The sequence below is a fragment of the Lacticaseibacillus camelliae DSM 22697 = JCM 13995 genome (genome assembly GCF_001311195.1).
Classification (GTDB): domain Bacteria; phylum Bacillota; class Bacilli; order Lactobacillales; family Lactobacillaceae; genus Lacticaseibacillus; species Lacticaseibacillus camelliae.
The window spans coordinates 21,964-38,567 of the sequence record NZ_BBAJ01000010.1; the positions used below are offsets into that span (position 1 = coordinate 21,964).

A 16,604-nucleotide genomic window follows, 5' to 3' on the forward strand; every position below is an offset into this window, starting at 1 on the left:
CTTATCATGAACATTTCAAATGACCGTTTTCATTGTGCGCAACCGCGGCCCTACCGCCACTTTGACCAAGTTTGACAGCCAAAATTTTCAGAAAAAAAAGCACCAACTTCAAGAAGAAGTCAGTGCAGTTTGATGTGCTTGTTTAGAATGCCGAAACGTCAACCTTGACCCCAGGGCCGAAGGTTGATGTCAGCGTCAAGCTTTGGATGTAAACACCCTTAGTTGACGCAGGGCGAGCCTTCACGATGGTTTCGTTGAGCGCCTTGAAGTTCTCGAGGAGCTTCGCGTCGTCGAAGGAAACCTTGCCGATCGGGGCGTGCACGATCCCGGCCTTGTCGGCGCGGTATGCGACCTGCCCACCTTGACGTCGTTGACCGCCTTAGCAGTGTCCATCGTCACAGTGCCGGTCTTCGGGTTAGGCATCAAGCCTTTTGGCCCGAGGACCCGGCCCAAACGACCAACCTTAGCCATCATTGGCGGTGTCGCAACGGCAACGTCAAAGTCGAGCCAGCCGTCCTGGACCTTTTTAACCAAGTCGTCGGAACCGACTTCATCGGCACCGGCATCTTTGGCAGCCTGCGCTTGCGGGCCTTCGGCGAAGACGATAACGCGCTGCGTCTTACCAGTCCCATTAGGCAGCACAAGTGCGCCACGGATCTGCTGGTCAGCCTGCTTAACGTCAATGTTCAGGTTGTATGCCACTTCAACGGTTGCGTCGAACTTGGCAAAATCGATCTTCTTGACCAAAGCAACTGCGTCTTCAGGGGTGTATGCCTTGGTGGCATCTACCTGCTTGGCAGCGTCTTGGTACTTCTTTGCTTTCTTAGCCATACTGGAATTTTCCTCCTTGCAAATGTGGTCAGCGGGCCGAAGCCCTTCCACTTGATTCATTCAGCTTTCGCTGAAGATCCGGACATGCATTAGTCTTCGACTTCGAAGCCCATGGAACGTGCTGTCCCTTCAACCATGCGCATCGCAGCTTCTACATCTGCGGCGTTAAGGTCTTGCATCTTCGTTTCCGCGATCTGCTTCACTTGGTCCTTGGTGACCTTCGCAACCTTCTTGGTGTTCGGTTCGCCAGAGCCGTGCTCTACGCCAGCGGCCTTCTTCAGAAGAACCGCTGCCGGCGGGGTCTTGGTGACGAAGTCAAAGGAACGATCTTCGTACACGGTGATGACAACTGGAATCAGCATCCCATTTTGGTCTGCGGTCCGCGCGTTGAAATCCTTGGTGAAGCCCATGATATTGATCCCAGCTTGACCCAAAGCAGGGCCAACAGGCGGAGCTGGAGTTGCTTTGCCCCCAGGGATCTGGAGTTTAACGATGTTTGCTACTTTTTTAGCCACGAAACATAACCTCCTTAAGTCCGTGATGTGGTCATGATGGGCAAGGTAATTTTGCCCTCCCACGCGTATGCCAGAACATACTCGACTAAGTTACCATGATTCAGCCCTAAAAGCAAGATGAATCGCGCCTAACCTGCTGTCTCGTGCAGCGGCCACAGGAACGTGGCCACGTCTGCATCGACCAGTCGGTTCTCGTGCAATAAACTGTGCGCCGCCCGGGGGCCGCGAATCACGACTTCGGCGTACCGCGCCACCCGGTTCTGCGCCAGGTAGCGGATCGCCAGCGCGGAATTCACGCCGACCGCCCCGTCGTGCTGCGACCCGTTAAATAAATCGCCGGCCACGTTCAGCCAGCGCAGCGTCTTTGGCAGGTCCTGTGCATGCGCCTGGAAAAAGTCGTAAATCGGCGCCGTCTGAGTCGGCCCAGCCGGGCCCAGCGGCCAATTGAAGATCTTGCCATTCTTGGCCACTTCCCGGTCGTTGTACGGCGCCGCCAGCGAGATCAGTGTCGCCACAGGCACCTTCGGCCTGCTGACCGTGTACAGCAACGCCGTGATCCCGCCCATTGAGTGTGAAACCAGGTTGATCGCCGGAAAAGCTGCCTGCTGCTGCAGCGCTGCGATCACGTTGGTCAAACCGGCGAACTGCTGCTGGGGGCGGATCTGCTTGTCGACAAAGAGCACCTGCACGGCCACGTGCGGACCAAACGCCAGCCGGCCCCGCAAATGCACGGCGCCATTGCGCCGAACGATTGCCACGACCTGCTTGTCAACTGGAAGACGTCGCAGCATGTGCCCGAAGGTGTAACGGGTGCCGAAGTAGCCGGGCACAAACAGCGTGGGGATGTGATCCGCCACCGCCACCTTGCGCTGCTTGTCCGGGTGCCCCAGCGAGTACAAATCAAGGGCGAAGGCGATCAACGCCCCGCCCCCGATCACAATGAGCCAAATCATCTTAAAGTTTGTCGACCTGATCGTAGTCCAGGTCGGCGGACACTTCACGTTCGAACATGTTAATGGTCGCCTTCAGCTTCTGCTTGTCCGGATCGTTGGCCGTGATTTTGCCCTTCATGCCAGCAAACGCGCCAGCGATGATGGTGATCGTCTCGCCCACTTCAAAGGATAGCGTGGAATGCGTGGTGGCCATGCCCTGTGAGTGCAAAATGCTGGCCACTTCGTCCGGCATCAGCGGATTGGGCTTGGAGCCACCGCCGTGAGAGCCGACAAAGCCGGTGACGCCTGGCGTGTTACGCACGACGAACCAGGATTCGTCGGTCATGACCATTTCGACCAGCACGTAGCCGGGGAAAATCTTTTCCATCTTGACCTTGTCCTTGCCGTCCGTTTTTTTCGTGCTCTTCCTCTTCAGGAACGATCACTTGGAAAATGTAGTCTTCCATGTTCATCGAGGTGACCCGAGACTCAAGGTTCGCCTTGACCTTATTTTCGTAACCAGAGTAAGTGTGCAGCACGTACCAGAGCTTTTCAGCTGATTCAGCCATTGTTTTTCTCCTTTTTTATGACAAATAAAACCGTCGCCAGAAGGCTTCGGTTTTTGCGCTGAGTCCAGTATACGCCAGAGCCAGCCTTGATATCAAGATTAAAAAAATGAACGCCTTCAGGATCAACAGGATGACCCAGTCTGCCAGAGCAAAGTAGGCAGCGAACAGAAGCGACGTGATGATGACGGTGGTGGTGTCGCGCCGGGTTTCCTTGGCGGTCGGCCAGGTAACCAGGGTCATTTCATGAATCACACTTTTGATAAATTTCATCGCTGGTACCTCCTACTTTGTCTCGCGGTGCTCTGTCTGGCGCCCGCAGTACTTGCAATACTTATTTAACACCAGGCGCTCGGTCCGCCGCGGGTTCTCCGGAACAAAATAATTCCGGTGGCCACAAACGGCACACGCCAAGGCGACTTTTTTTAACGGACATGAAGCACCCCTCCTAGCTTCAAACCATGTTATCAGAAAAAGCCAGGCACTGCAAGGTCGACCGCGATGCAAATGAGCAGCAGCACGGTTTCGCTGCCGAACGTCAGCAGCAGGTTGGCCACCGCCGTGTTGAATGTTTTCCCCTTATCTTGCACCGCTAAAAAAGCGTTGATGTTCTGCCGCACTCGCGGCCACATGAACACCACCAGCAGGATCGGCCACGGCAGCAAGCGCAGACCCACGGCCAGCACAATGGCTAGGTAAGCGGCTGCGGGCAGCCACGGGTAAATTTTCAGTGCGCGTGCCTTGCCCAAGTAATACGGCAGGGTGAAGCGCTGGTTGCGCTGGTCCTGCGCCAGATCGCATATATTGTCCGCAAACATGATGGTTCCATCGAGGATGACGATCGGCAGCGCGAGGAAAAAGAGTTCCAGAACCAACGGCACATTGCCGCTCAACACAAACCGATTCCCAGTCAGCGTCAGCACGATCGGCTGGGGCACGATATTGACAAACACCGCGATGAACACGGCGCCAAATCCTTCCACCGTGCCTGACAACACCTCGCCGGAAGGAATCCGCGAGAGCGGCACCGGCCCGAAAGTGTAGAAAATTGCCACGAAAATGCCTAGCCCGCCAATCAGCAGCAGGCTGAGGTTCGTGCGCCACACCAAGATCAGCCCCGCGGCAACCGCGATGGTCAGGAAAAGCCCCATCAGGGCCAAAACCCGGCGCGGCGACAGGTGCTCGCGGCCGATGATGTTTTGCGTCTGCCGGTAGTGCTCGTCTTTAGCCTTGTAAAAGTCCTGGACATTGTTAAACCCGGTGACGAACAAAGCGATGCTCATCTGGCCGACAAAGTACACCAGCGAATTCACCCAGTTGAACTGGTGGAACCCCCACCACGCGTACAACACACCAAACAGGTAAGGCAGAAAACTGCACAGCTTGGCCGGCAGCCGAATCAGCTCAAAAAAACAGCGGCCAGGTCAGCGGCCGATACGCACCGTGAACCTCTTTACTCATCGGCTCACCCCCCAGCAGACGGCCAGCCCAAGCATCAGCGCCAGATTGGCGACCGTCATCGTCCGCAGCGCCAGACTAAACGTGGTGGCCTTATCAGGGTGTGCAGTGAAGCGCCGCGCATCGCGCCACACCAGCGGCAGTGGCAAGAGCGCCAGCAGGATCGGCCACGGCAGCAGCCGCAGCACAGCTGCCACCAGCACCGCCGCAAACCCCACCAGCGCCAGAACCAAGTACAGCCAAGCCGCATATTTTGGCCCCAGGTACATGGGCAGCGTCACCCGGTGGTTGCGCTTGTCCTCCTCGATATCAGACATGTTGTTGGCCAGCATCACGTTCGCAATTGTAGCCATCGGCGTGATGCACACCAGCCCCAGCGAAAGCAGCGCCAGCCAGTTGCCGCTCAGACTCAGCGTCGGCCACGCCAGCTGCAGGTTTAGCAGCCGACTGGCATCGACGTTCACATAGGTCGCAATCAGCGGTATGCCCAGTCCCATCGTGAGGCCGGAAAACACTTCGCCAAGCGGCAGGCGCGACAACGGCAGCGGACCAAACGTGTAGAAGATCCCGATGGCAAAACATACCACGCCGATCAGCAGGAGCAGCCAGTCCGTGCGGGCGCTCAGGACCAGACCCAGCCCAGTGGCCAGGATCAACAGCGCGAGCACGATGCCGCGGACTAGGCCGACTGACAAATGGGCCTTGCCGATGATATTCACGGTGCGGCGGTAGTGGTCATCCTTGGCTTTCTGGTAATCCATCAGGTTATTCAGCGCCGTTGTCATCATGTCAAACGCCAGCATGGCCACAAAAAAAACAGCCCGGTGTTCACCCAGTTGAGCTGGTGATAATATGCCAGCGCGAACAGCGTGCCAACGCCGAACGGCAGAATGCTCGCCAGTTTGGTGCGCGCTTCCACCAGCGTCAAAAACTCTTGGACAGACATCAAACTCCCCCAGTGTTATTTCAGTGTCGCGAGCTGATAGCCCGAATTCTTCAGCAGCTGGAACCTGTTCTTCAAGCCACTGGAGACGTAAACCTTCTTGTCCTTAGTGATGAAAATTGCCTCGGCGTCCTTCTGCTTTTCGATGAAGGCCATGCCATCACGCAGCCCTTTGTCGAAGGTCGCGGTGGACAGCGCGTCCCCGTCGACTGACTTTTTAGTGACGATCGACACGCCCATCAGATTATTTTCAAACGGGTAGCCGGTGCGCGGGTTCATCAGGTGCGAGTAGTTGTGACCGTCCACCACTAGGTGCCGCTCGTAGATTCCCGAGGTCACCACCGTCAGATTCGCCCCTGGCACCGTGCCGATTGAGGTGCCGCGCGGCTTCTTGGGGTCCTGAATGCCCACGGTCCACGGGCGGTTCTCCGCCTTGGGACTGTGCCCCATCACAAAAATGTTGCCGCCCAGGTCGATGATAGCCGTATTGACCCCGTCTTTTTTTGAAGACCTTCACGACCTCGTCGGTGATGAAGCCCTTGGCGATGCCGCCCAGGTCCAACTGCATCCCCTTCTTTTTCAGGTACACGGTCTGCTTGCTGGGATCTAGGGTCACGTCAGCGTAGTGCACCAGCGGCAGGACGCGGTCGATCTCGGCCTGGCTTGGCTTGCGCGCATCGGGGAAGCCAATGTGCCACAGGCTGGTGACCGGCCCAATCGCTAGATCAAACGAACCTTGCGAGCGCTGGCTGTACGACTTGGCGTATTGAATCAGCCGGAAAACGTCCTTGGAGACCTTCACCGGGCGCTCCCCGGCCGCCTTGTTCACGGCGTCGACCTCAGAGCCTTTTTGGTTGACGGTAATCTTCTTCGCCAGGCTCCTGACCCGCGCGAAGCCGTCGGCCACCGCGCCGGCTTTGCCCTTATTGTAAACACTGAGCGTCACCACAGTCCCCATCAGGAACTCAGTCGACTGGTGCGGTGTTTGGATCACTGCTGCCAGTTTTGGCTTGGGCGTGGTCTTTTGACCGCACGCCGCAAGCGGCAAGGCCAGCGCCAGCAGTACAAGCAGCGCCTTAACACTTTTTTTCATGATGCGCCCCCTTCACGTTTTCTTCTATTATACAGAGATACAGAAACCAGCCAATAAAAAAGCAGCATCCGCGAGGACACTGCTTTCGCACTCGGTTGAGTGAACTTATTCAGCGTACACGATGTTCGAAACCTTGATTGGGGTCTTATTGCCGGCCTGAGCCGCGTTGATCAGCTGTTCAGCGTAGAGGATGAAGGTATCGGAACTGTCAGTCGCACCGGAAACCACATCGACTTCGGCAGGCTTTTGCGTCTTGACCAGCGCGTCGTTGAGCTTCTTGGTGTACTCCTTAGGCCCAACGCCGTTGACCTTCTTCATGCTCTTTTCGTACTCAGCATCTTGGGTCTTGGACTTGCCGTTCTTGTCCACGTTGTCGTACTTGCTTTGCGTAATCTTGCCGCCAGAAACGACGATGGAGAAAACGGTGCGGTAGCCGTGGGAGTAGTTTTCCTGTTCCAGCGTGTAAGTGCCATCCTTCATCTTTGCAGTGTTTTGAACTTCGATCTTCTTGGTGTTGCCAGCCTGGGCCGCCTGAACCAGCTGCTGCGCGTAGTTCTTGAAGGTCAAACTGGAATCAGTGGCACCGGAAACCACGTCGATGGCGTTCGTGTTGGTCCCGTTCTTCTTAAAGGAATTGTTCAGTGCCGGAATGTATTCCTTAGGGCCAACGCCGGCCTGCTTCTTCATGGTCTTTTCGTATTCAGTGTCCTTGGTCTTGGACTTACCATTCTTGTCCACGTAATCATAGGTGGTCTTGGTGATCTTACCATTGGCAACGGTCATGCCCATTTCAACCTTGTAGCCGTGGTCGTAGCCGGTTTCATCAAGCGTGTAATCCCCGTCTTTAAGCGGTGCGCCAGCGGTTTGCTTTTGGGCCTTGGCACTGGATGAAGACTTCTTGGCAGTCTTGGACGACGTCGTCTTGCTAGACGAGGAGTCCTTGCTGCTGGAGCTGCTGCCGCAAGCGGCCAACGTCAAGGCAGAAAGCGCGATGATGGAGATGCTTGCCAAAGTCTTAGATAATTTCATTTTCCGATACCCCTTTTGAATAAAATTGGCGAACTTTGTGTTACATTTCACACAAACCAAGTGTAAACACCCGAGTCGTAAAATGCAACAAAAGCCGAACATTTATGAGCGCTTTCTCATATTTTTAGGAATCCGTTTGCATTGCTTGACTATCAGTGATGGAAGTGCTATTTTCCCGCCTTTTTAATGTCGTGACACCGTTCAAAACTGATAACCAGTCGGACGCGAATGCATAGACAACAACCGGGTTTTAAATGTATAATCGGTGTTGCAATTTAATTGTTTTGCGGAATTATTCACATCTAAGGAGTGTTACTCATGGCGCAAAAAAATATCGTCATCGTGGGTGCCGGATTTGCCGGTGTTTACGCGACGAAGCGATTAGCCAAACATTTTAAGAAGGATAAGGACGTGACGATCACCCTGATCGACCGTCACTCCTATTTCACCTACATGACCGAACTCCACGAGGTCGCCGCCGACCGGGTGCCGGAAGACGCGATTCAGTATGACCTGCAGCGGCTGTTCGCGCGGCGTAAGAACGTCAAGTTGGTCACCGATACCGCGACGACCATCGACCGAGAAAAAAAGCTGGTCAAAACCAAGCACGGCGCATACCCGTACGACTATGTGATGCTGGGCATCGGCTCTCAGCCGAATGACTTCGGGACCCCTGGCGTCAAGGATTACGGCTTTACCCTGGCTCCTGGGAACACGCCATCGCGCTGAAAAAGCACATTCAAGACGTGGTCCGGCGCGGTGCCGAAGAACACGACCCGGCCAAGCGCAAGGCGCTACTGTCCATCGTGGTCGTCGGCTCCGGCTTCACCGGCACTGAAACGATCGGTGAACTGCGCGACTGGCGTGACAGTTTGGCCAAGGAAAACAAGCTTGACCCGAGTGAGATCACGTTCACGCTGATGGAAATGGCCCCGACGATCATGAACATGCTCGACCGCTCGGATGCCAACAAAGCGGAGCGCTATTTGCTTAAAAAAAGGCGTCAAGGTCATGAAGAACACCGGCGTGGTCGGCGTTCACGAAGACCATGTCGACCTGAAAGACGGCTCGACCTACCCGACCTCAACGCTGATTTGGACCGCCGGCGTCAAGGCCACCGACGAAGCTGCCAAGTTTGGCCTGACCCAGGCGCGCGCCGGCCGCATTGTCGTCAACTCGCACATGGAAAGCCAGGACGATCCGGACGTTTACGTTGTCGGCGATGTTTCCTTCTTCGGGGGCAACTCCGACCGCGGCGAGCCACAAATCGTCCAAGGCGCCGAAGCCAGCGCTAAAACTGCGCTGACCAACATTGAAAACAAAATGGCTGGCAAGCCCGGCGATGTGGATTACAAAGCCTCTTACTCCGGCTTCATGGTTTCGCTGGGTTCTCGTTACGGCGTTGCCAACCTGATGAACATTTTCCATCTGTCCGGTTTCTTCGCCATGCTGATGAAACACCTCGTCAACATGCTGTACTTCCTGCAGAACTATAGTGGGTACTACTTCTTCCAGTACCTGATGCACGAATTCTTCCGCACCAAGAACGACCGCAACCTGATGCGCGGTCACACGTCTCGTCAAGGCAACGTGCTGTGGGCAGTGCCCGCCCGCATCTTCCTGGGCCTCATGTGGCTGGTCGATTGTGCCGGTAAGGTCTCAGGCAAAGAGTCCTGGTTCCTCGACAAGCTGCGCCTGCCGTTTGACTGGCTGCAGCCGGCCACGACCAGTGGCGCTTCAGCCGCCGGTGCCGACGCGACTTCCGCTGCCAGTGGTGCTGCCAAAGCTGCGGCACCGGCAGCCAAAACCGTCTTCTCCCTTTCTTATCAGTACGGCAAGGAACCGATGATGGTCTTTGACAAGATGCCAAACTGGATGTACACGATCACCAAAGCCATGATTCCAAACCAAAACGTGGCCTTCTTCATGCAAAAGTCGATGACGATCATTGAGATCCTGATCGGCTTGGCACTGGTCGCCGGCCTCTTCACTTGGCTGAGCGGTGCGGTATCCGTCGCGTTCACCGTCATCTTCTGCCTGAGCGGCATGTTCTACTGGGTCAACATTTGGATGATCCCAATGGCCATCGCCGTTATGAACGGCTCCGGTCGGGCCTTCGGGTTGGACAAGTGGGTCGTGCCTTACCTGCAGAAGACCTTCGGCAAGTGGTGGTACGGCACACCAAAGGCCTTGTACGGCAGCGATACACCGAAATAGGTGACGTTGCCAGGGCTGAAGGTTCTGGGGTAGACTAGCCTCGGAACCTTTTTATTTGGCGGAGTCGACTGCGGCCGGCTCCGTTGCTTTTTGAAGATGCAGAAAGGAGGCAGTCAGCGTGAAGCACAACAAGTATTTAAAAATGATCCGCCCAGGCGACATCATCATCATCGTGCTTCTGCTGGCCGCCTCGTTCATTCCCTACCTGGTCTTTGCGCGCCAGCAGGCAAAAGCGCAGGGGCCTTCCGCCGGCACCCGCGTTCTGACCGCCTATGTCACTCATGACGGCAAGCAAGTGTACAAAATTCGCCTCACCGGCCACCGCGGCACCAGCCGCTACCACTATCAGGCCGGCAGCGAGTATAACGACATTGTGACGACCGGCGACCAGATTCAGATCATTGACGCCAACTGTCCGGACCAGGTCTGCGTGAAAAAAAGGCAGGATCTCGAAGCCCGGTCAAACCATCGTGTGCCTGCCGCACAAGCTGCTGGTCGAAATCAAGTCCAGCACCGGCAGCGGCACTAACGGCGGCGGGATGGTGACGGAATGAGGCGGCGCGAGTACCGTCCAGAGCGCACCCGCCAAGTCATTTACATCGCGCTCCTTTGCGCGCAAGGCGTTATCATTGGGCTGCTGGAGCGCATGATCCCGTTTCCGTTTGCCTTTGCGCCTGGCGCCAAGCTGGGCCTGGCCAACCTCATCACCATTGTGTCGCTGTACACCATGAGCGTGTCGGACAGCTTTTTACTGATGGTGCTGCGGCTGCTGCTGACGACGCTGCTTGGCGGCACCCTTTCGACTTTCATGTACAGCGGGGCGGGCGCGCTGCTGTCCTGGCTGGGCATGCTGCTGCTCAAGCAACTTGGCGAAAAGCGCGTGTCGATGATCGGAATCTCCGCGGCCGGCGGCATCCTGCACAACGTCGGCCAGCTGCTCGTCGCCAGCCTGATTGCCCAAAGCTGGACGGTCATGCTGTACCTGCCTGTGCTGTCGTTCATGGGGATCCTCGCCGGGCTGGCAGTTGGTATCGCCGCCAACTTTCTGTTCGAACACATCGACACGCTGAGACGATTACGCTTTGACCACGCCAAAAAAAGGAGTCACACATGAAGATCCACGCCATGTGGCAGGACTACCCGGAGCTTGCCCCCGACCTGACTGCCACGCTTGATTTGATTGATCAAAACATCCATCCCGACAACCCGAAAGTGGCTAAGGCGCTGGTCCAGATGATCAACGCCGGCGGCAAGCTGCTGCGGCCCGCCTACTGCCTGCTTTTCAGCCAGTTTCATGCGGTTGATCACCAGAAAATCATCGCGCTGGCTGCCGCGGTGGAAACCCTGCACACGGCCACGCTGATTCACGATGATGTGATCGACAAGTCCCCGGTGCGGCGCGGCGATGCCACTATCGCCGCTCAGTTCGGCAACGATGTCGCGGTGTACGCCGGCGATTACCTGTTTGTGGTCTGCTTCCAGCTGATCGCGCATTACGCCTCGGACCTGCGCTCAGTCCAGCAGGACTCGGCCTCCATGGAACGGATTCTTAACGGCGAAATGGCGCAGATGGCGCGCCGCTACAACCTTGACATGACAATCAGCGACTACACCGAACAGGTCACCGGTAAAACCGGCCAGCTGTTCGCCTTAGCAGCCTTTATCGGGGCATACGAAAGCGGACAGCCGCTGCACTTCGCCAAGAAATGCGAGACCATCGGGCTGAATATCGGCATCGCCTTTCAGCTGATGGATGACATTCTGGATTACACCAGCACTAACAGTGCGATGGGCAAACCCGTCCACGAGGATATCCGCCAAGGCGTGTACTCAGCACCGCTGATCCTGGCAATGGCAGATCACCGCGCCGAGTTTGCGCCACTGCTAGCCAAACAGGCAGCCATGACCCACGCGGACGTTCAAACCGTGCTGGGCCTGATCGACCGTTACCACGGTGTGCCTCAGGCGCAAGCCCTGGCCCAGCAGTACACAAAAAAGGCAGTGGCTGGCCTGAGCACCCTGCCTGCCATGCCCGCCCGCGCCACCTTGATTCGTCTGACCAAGCAACTGCTGACCCGTCAAAACTGAGCGGCTAAACGAACGCCCCTGCGACTTTTTAAAATCGCAGGGGCGTTTGCTAGTTCAGCTGCTCATCAAAGTACCGGGTCAGTTTCACCTTGCTGCGTTCAATGGCCCGCCGGTAGGCTTGCCTGGTGGCCTGGTCTGAGTTCTCCAGGACCACCAGTAGCCCTCGCCGCTCCAACGGGCTCAACCCGTCAACATAGCCCGCCAGTTCTGAACGCAGCACGAGGTTATCCTCGATCCGCTGCCCAGACGCAAAGCTGGGCGGCAGGATGGCGCCAGGATTGGCCATGACCATCGCAGTCGTATCCGCGGCCCGCTTTTGCGCCAGGTGTTTGCGCAGCAACGAGCGAATGTGGGACAGCAAGACCAACCGATAAAACGGGCCGAACTTGGAGCCTGCGGTCCCATCATACCGTGCGATGGCCTTGAGCATCGCGATTCTCGCCTCCTGGAGCCAGTCATCCCGCGTGTAATCCCGAATGTAATAAGACTTCAACACAGTCAGCACCAGCGGCTTGTACTGCGCAAACAATTGTGCAAACAAATCCGAATCGGTGGCTGCCTGGTGGATCATCAGTATCTCCTCTGGTGTCATGATCTGCACTCCCCCTCACTTTTTAAAAGCGCTTTCATTATATCAAGGGGTTAACTGATTGCCTACGAAACGGGAGTTTGCCATTGCTTGTGAGCAAATGCTGTGCAAGCAAAAATCTTCGTGCGGCGGCCTTTTAGGGAACGGTCGATCCGCTTGGGCTAACCATTTCACAAAAACATTTTCAATTTTTACATGATTGCAGAGATAAGCACGAAATGATTGGACTTCAGGAAAGCCGTTGGGAGGACACACACCCTGATGAGGCCGCACAATTTAGCGTTTTCATTCTTTGAGTGATTTTGAGCAGGCCAACACATTTTAAGTATGAGCCCTTGGCTGACCTGAAAACGCCGGCTCCAAAGCATTTACAATCATTTTTTAGAAGGCCTAAAATGATTTTTATCAGTGCTAACTTAGCTAACTCTTAATATTTTCACATAATATTCAATTTTCATCGGTAAGATTGCTTCATCAGTCTTAAGGGGGATGTATTCATGGACCAAACGTCCGACTCGTCCGCGGGAAACCCGCGGTCTTTTACTGTTAAATGGCGGAACCTGCTGCGTGGTTGATTCCGGTGATTCTGATCTTGTTCTGGCAGCTGGCCGTATCCGCCGGCTGGGTCAACTCGAAGCTGTTGCCCTCACCGCTAGCCGTGGTCCAAGACGGCGTGCACTTGTGGCAGACGGGTGAGCTGCCGAAGAACATCAGTATTTCACTTTACCGCGCCACGACCGGCTTTGTGATCGGTGGCCTGGCCGGCTTCATTCTGGGCCTGGCCAACGGCTTATCCAAAATCAGTCGGCTCCTGTTTGATTCCACCATTCAGATGCTGCGCAACATCCCTCACCTCTCCCTGATTCCGCTGGTGATCATCCTGCTGGGCATCGGGGAAACGGCCAAGATTTCGCTGGTGACCATTGGCGTGATGTTCCCTATCTATATCAACACGTTTCACGGCATTTCCACCGTCGACCCGAATCTAATCGAAATGGGTAAGTCTTACGGCCTAAGCAAGCGTCAGCTGTTCACCAAGATCATCTTTCCCGGCGCCCTGCCAACGATTCTGGTCGGCGTCCGCTACGCCCTCGGGGTCATGTGGACGACTTTGATCGTGGCCGAGACTATTTCCTCAAACTCCGGAATCGGCTACATGGCCAGCAACGCCCAGGAATTCATGGACATGGAAACCGTCCTGCTGTGCATTGTGATTTACGCGCTACTGGGTAAGGTCTCTGATTTGATTGCCAAGGCGCTTGAAGACATCTGCCTCGACTGGCAAAAGAAGGGCGGTGCCGTCAATGACTAAGCCAGTGGTAAAACTCTCCCACATTTACAAGCAATACGGTGACAATCATGCACTGCGCGACGTTTCCTTTGACCTGCAGCCCGGTGAATTTGTCGCGCTGGTCGGCATGTCCGGCGGCGGCAAAAGCACCCTGCTGCGGCTGATTGCCCAGCTCGAGCTGCCCACTGCCGGAACGATCGAGTACGCCGACGAAAACCTTGTGACCAGGGTCATGTTCCAGGACGGCCGGCTGCTCCCGTGGATGACGACCCTCAACAACGTCTCCTTTGCGTCCCACGACGCCAAGGTCCAGGCCCGCGCCCAAAAGACGCTGGCCGCCGTGGGCCTGGCAGGCTTTGAACAGACCTACCCGACAGAACTGTCAGGCGGTCAAAAGCAACGGCTGGCGCTGGCCCGCGCGCTGATGGCGGACCCAGAGCTACTGCTGCTTGACGAACCGCTGGGCGCTTTGGACGCCCTGACAAGGCGCAACATGCAGTCCTTTATCACAAAAATCTGCGATGACAGTCACCTGACCACGCTGCTGATCACCCATGATGTTGACGAGGCCGCCCGCATGGCCAACCGCGTGATCGTGGTCAAAAATGGCCGTGCAGTTTACGAAACGGCTGGCGCCAAAGGTCAAACTCCCGAAACAGTGGCCCGCGTGGCCGACCAGGTCCTGAAAGTGATCCTGGCCCCAGACGAAGAAGCAAAGGAAGGTGAACGGCTTGGCTGAAACGGCCCCCAAGAAGAAACGTAAATACCTGTACGAAGTTGATATCATGCGCATCATTTTCATCTTCGGGGTCTTACTCAACCACACGACGACCGCCTTCACCCACGCGATGACCGACGCCACCGGCTGGGCGCACACGTCACTGCTGGCCACCCATTTGCTGATCCACTTTACCCGGATGGGGTTCATGTTCATCACCGGGCTGGTGCTGACCCTAAATTACTACCACCGTGACGATTGGCCGACGTTTTTCAAGAAGCGCTTTGCCGGCTCCGGCTGGCCGTACCTGCTTTGGAACATCATCCTGCTGGTCGGTAGCTGTCTGCTCGGTTTGCCGCCGTTTACCTGGAAGACCTTCTGGCCGACGCTGACCTCAGCGATTCTCCACGGCGACCAGTTCTATCTGTACTATATCGTGGTGACTCTGCAGCTTTACGTCTTGTTTCCGTTCATAGTGCTGCTGTTTAAAAAGGTCAAGAACCATAATGCGATCCTGGCCGTCTCGGCGCTGCTTCAACTGGCCATTGTGACTTTCATCAAGTACCGCTACCAGTTTATGGACCGCTCAAACTTGCCGTGGTGGGTGGCTTCCTACGGCATTAATGTGTTCACCTACCAGTTCTACTTCATTTTCGGCACCTACGTCTCGCTGCACTACAATGCCGTGCTAGCATGGCTGCGCAAGTGGCACCGCTGGGTCATCGGCATCACCATTGCCATGTCCTTTGGCACGGTGCCGTACTACTTCTGGAACCGCGACGTACTCGGCTATGCCCACAGTTATGCCGTTTCGCCGCATCAGCCGTACATGTTCGTTTACGACACCTTCATGATCCTGACGGTGTTCTTCATCGGCCTGAAGTACGCGGACTGGCGCAAACACGGCATCCCCAAGGGCGTCGAGACCTTCGTCAAAAACGGCTCAAAAGTCTCCTTTGGGATATACCTGGATCAGACCATTGGCTTGACGATTCTGGGCTACCTGATGCCGTTTCTTCACCTGCCCGATTGGGGCTACCTGGTCCTGATCCCGGTGGGCTACGCACTGGTGTTAGGCATTTCGTTTGCCTTGGCCTGGTTCTTCTACAAGGTGCCGCCGTTTGGCATCCTGATTGGCCGGCCGCAGTGGCACATTTTGAAAAAGAATCGTAAACCTAAAGGAGCAATCGCAAAATGACTCGTGTCAATGACTTACTTGCACAACAGAATCAGCGCCACAGCGCAGACCCCATTCTGAAAGATCTGACTTTGGACCGGTGGTTCACCGGTGCCGATTTAGATCAGGATATTGAAACCCTTCAGCAGGCCTTCGCTGCAGCCGGCCTGGGCCGCGGCGACGTGCTGACGGTGTCGCTGGCTAACTCGGCAGCCTACTTCACGATCGACCAGGCCGCCTGGCAAAAAGGCATTGCCGTCCACCCGTTATCCCCGACCACCCCAGTATCCGAACTGGTTGCCGACCAAACCAGCCACGACTACCAGGCCATGCTGGTCGAGCCGGCCATGGCTGAGCAGCTGCACGGCGCTCGCTACCGCAAAACAGCCCTGTCTCTGCTCACTTTCCCAAGCCTCGTGCTGATCACCCTGCCGGCCGAGCTGCAGGACAAACCGGATCAAAGTGCGCCGACTGAAGAGGACGTTGCGCTGATCATGTCGACCTCTGGCACCACCGGCAAGCCGAAGCGCGTTGGCCTGTCGCAGCGCATCGTGTACAACGCGGCCAGCCACGATGCCCCAAGCAATCGCATGAGCGAAAAGTCCGTCGCGCTCATCACCATGCCGCTGTTTCACATCAACTCCCAGGTCATGGTCGGTCTGTCAATGCGGTACGCAGACGCCAAGATCGTGGTCGCACCGAAGTTCTCCGCCTCGCGTTACTGGGGCTGGATGGCGCAAGACGGCGTGACCTGGACGGCTGTGGTGCCGACCATGATCTCGATCCTGCTGCTGAACGACAAGGCCAACGCGGCCTACCAGGAGCTGAAGGACCAGGTGAAACTCGAGTTTGTCCGCTGTTCCTCATTTGCCTTGCCGGAAGATCAGCTGGTCGAGTTCCAGAATCGGTTTAACACGCGCATTATCGAAGGCTACGGCATGACCGAAGCTTCCAGTCAGTGCACCATCAACCCGTTTGACGCGCCAAAATCGGCTCGGCCGGCAAGCCAGTCGGCACCGACGTTGCCATTCACCACGCCGATGGCAGCTTTTCCGCCGCTCCCGGCACAGTGGGTGAAATCGCGATCCGCGGCGATCACGTCATTGATGCCTACCTTGACCCGCATCCGGATTCTTTTAAGGATGGCTGGTTCCTGA

Annotated in this window: 14 protein-coding genes and 7 pseudogenes; 8 read left to right on the top strand and 13 right to left on the bottom strand. The window is 56.2% G+C overall.

The genetic code is table 11. The features are described from left to right. Positions 1 to 142: 142 nt before the first annotated feature. From rplA to pplA, 12 genes and pseudogenes are all read right to left on the bottom strand, one after another. A pseudogene (gene rplA, locus JCM13995_RS03140) lies at positions 143 to 831 on the bottom strand (50S ribosomal protein L1). 89 nt (positions 832 to 920) lie between these two features. Continuing rightward, a complete protein-coding gene (gene rplK / locus JCM13995_RS03145) occupies positions 921 to 1,346 on the bottom strand; it encodes a 50S ribosomal protein L11 (protein WP_054662385.1) in 426 nt (141 codons plus the stop codon). Between the two features lie 128 nt (positions 1,347 to 1,474). Then, a complete protein-coding gene (locus JCM13995_RS03150; protein ID WP_054662388.1) occupies positions 1,475 to 2,299 on the bottom strand; it encodes an alpha/beta hydrolase in 825 nt (274 codons plus the stop codon). 1 nt (position 2,300) lies between these two features. Continuing rightward, the gene (locus JCM13995_RS17475) at positions 2,301 to 2,531 is read right to left on the bottom strand and encodes a KOW motif-containing protein (RefSeq protein WP_369385593.1); all 231 of its coding nucleotides are present in this window, start codon (positions 2,529 to 2,531) and stop codon (positions 2,301 to 2,303) included. A 36-nt stretch (positions 2,532 to 2,567) separates the two neighbouring features. Continuing rightward, positions 2,568 to 2,847 (bottom strand): annotated as a pseudogene (locus tag JCM13995_RS17480) (transcription termination/antitermination NusG family protein); the annotation flags it as partial. 102 nt (positions 2,848 to 2,949) lie between these two features. Beyond that, positions 2,950 to 3,117, bottom strand: a pseudogene (gene secE, locus JCM13995_RS13600) (preprotein translocase subunit SecE); the annotation flags it as partial. Between the two features lie 12 nt (positions 3,118 to 3,129). Continuing rightward, entirely contained in the window at positions 3,130 to 3,258 is a 129-nt protein-coding gene (gene rpmG / locus JCM13995_RS13605) for a 50S ribosomal protein L33 (protein ID WP_225350686.1), read from the bottom strand. Between the two features lie 53 nt (positions 3,259 to 3,311). Further along, positions 3,312 to 4,305 (bottom strand): annotated as a pseudogene (locus JCM13995_RS03165) (UbiA family prenyltransferase). Continuing rightward, positions 4,302 to 5,105 carry a UbiA family prenyltransferase gene (locus JCM13995_RS03170; RefSeq protein ID WP_439645195.1) on the bottom strand — a complete coding sequence of 268 codons (804 nt, stop codon included), beginning with the start codon at positions 5,103 to 5,105 and terminating at the stop codon, positions 4,302 to 4,304. Before JCM13995_RS03170 ends, JCM13995_RS03165 begins: the two are co-directional and overlap by 4 nt. Further along, positions 5,087 to 5,248 carry a hypothetical protein gene (locus JCM13995_RS17985; protein ID WP_439645194.1) on the bottom strand — a complete coding sequence of 54 codons (162 nt, stop codon included), beginning with the start codon at positions 5,246 to 5,248 and terminating at the stop codon, positions 5,087 to 5,089. The genes JCM13995_RS03170 and JCM13995_RS17985 overlap by 19 nt, the downstream gene beginning before the upstream one ends. Positions 5,249 to 5,263: 15 nt before the next feature. Further along, a pseudogene (locus JCM13995_RS03175) lies at positions 5,264 to 6,338 on the bottom strand (FAD:protein FMN transferase). A 105-nt stretch (positions 6,339 to 6,443) separates the two neighbouring features. Beyond that, positions 6,444 to 7,367 carry an extracellular electron transfer flavoprotein PplA gene (pplA, locus tag JCM13995_RS03180; RefSeq protein ID WP_054662394.1) on the bottom strand — a complete coding sequence of 308 codons (924 nt, stop codon included), beginning with the start codon at positions 7,365 to 7,367 and terminating at the stop codon, positions 6,444 to 6,446. 318 nt (positions 7,368 to 7,685) lie between these two features. Here pplA and JCM13995_RS03185 point away from each other — a divergent pair. The 4 genes and pseudogenes from JCM13995_RS03185 (at position 7,686) to JCM13995_RS03200 (ending at position 11,672) form a co-directional block, all read left to right on the top strand. Next, positions 7,686 to 9,584 (top strand): annotated as a pseudogene (locus JCM13995_RS03185) (FAD-dependent oxidoreductase). A 142-nt stretch (positions 9,585 to 9,726) separates the two neighbouring features. Further along, positions 9,727 to 10,138: pseudogene (locus JCM13995_RS03190) on the top strand (NusG domain II-containing protein). Further along, on the top strand, positions 10,135 to 10,698 hold the full coding sequence (locus JCM13995_RS03195; protein ID WP_054662397.1) for a Gx transporter family protein: 564 nt from the start codon (positions 10,135 to 10,137) through the stop codon (positions 10,696 to 10,698). The pseudogene JCM13995_RS03190 and the gene JCM13995_RS03195 overlap by 4 nt, the downstream one beginning before the upstream one ends. Then, positions 10,695 to 11,672, top strand: coding sequence for a polyprenyl synthetase family protein (locus JCM13995_RS03200; RefSeq protein ID WP_054662401.1), 978 nt, complete (start codon positions 10,695 to 10,697; stop codon positions 11,670 to 11,672). Before JCM13995_RS03195 ends, JCM13995_RS03200 begins: the two co-directional genes overlap by 4 nt. A gap of 49 nt (positions 11,673 to 11,721) precedes the next feature. Here the strand turns inward: JCM13995_RS03200 and JCM13995_RS03205 are convergent, their stop codons facing one another. Further along, positions 11,722 to 12,264, bottom strand: a complete 543-nt coding sequence (locus JCM13995_RS03205; protein ID WP_082397691.1) for a sigma-70 family RNA polymerase sigma factor — start codon at positions 12,262 to 12,264, stop codon at positions 11,722 to 11,724. A 547-nt stretch (positions 12,265 to 12,811) separates the two neighbouring features. Between JCM13995_RS03205 and JCM13995_RS03210 the strand changes: the two genes are divergently transcribed. From JCM13995_RS03210 to JCM13995_RS03225, 4 genes are read left to right on the top strand one after another with little or no spacing between them, the layout of a single operon-like run. Then, positions 12,812 to 13,573 carry an ABC transporter permease subunit gene (locus JCM13995_RS03210; protein ID WP_054662407.1) on the top strand — a complete coding sequence of 254 codons (762 nt, stop codon included), beginning with the start codon at positions 12,812 to 12,814 and terminating at the stop codon, positions 13,571 to 13,573. Beyond that, the gene (locus JCM13995_RS03215) at positions 13,566 to 14,291 is read left to right on the top strand and encodes an ABC transporter ATP-binding protein (protein ID WP_054662410.1); all 726 of its coding nucleotides are present in this window, start codon (positions 13,566 to 13,568) and stop codon (positions 14,289 to 14,291) included. Before JCM13995_RS03210 ends, JCM13995_RS03215 begins: the two co-directional genes overlap by 8 nt. Continuing rightward, positions 14,284 to 15,468, top strand: a complete 1,185-nt coding sequence (locus JCM13995_RS03220; protein WP_225350687.1) for an acyltransferase — start codon at positions 14,284 to 14,286, stop codon at positions 15,466 to 15,468. The genes JCM13995_RS03215 and JCM13995_RS03220 overlap by 8 nt, the downstream gene beginning before the upstream one ends. Beyond that, on the top strand, positions 15,465 to 16,604 hold the full coding sequence (locus JCM13995_RS03225) for an AMP-binding protein (RefSeq protein WP_369385591.1): 1,140 nt from the start codon (positions 15,465 to 15,467) through the stop codon (positions 16,602 to 16,604). The genes JCM13995_RS03220 and JCM13995_RS03225 overlap by 4 nt, the downstream gene beginning before the upstream one ends.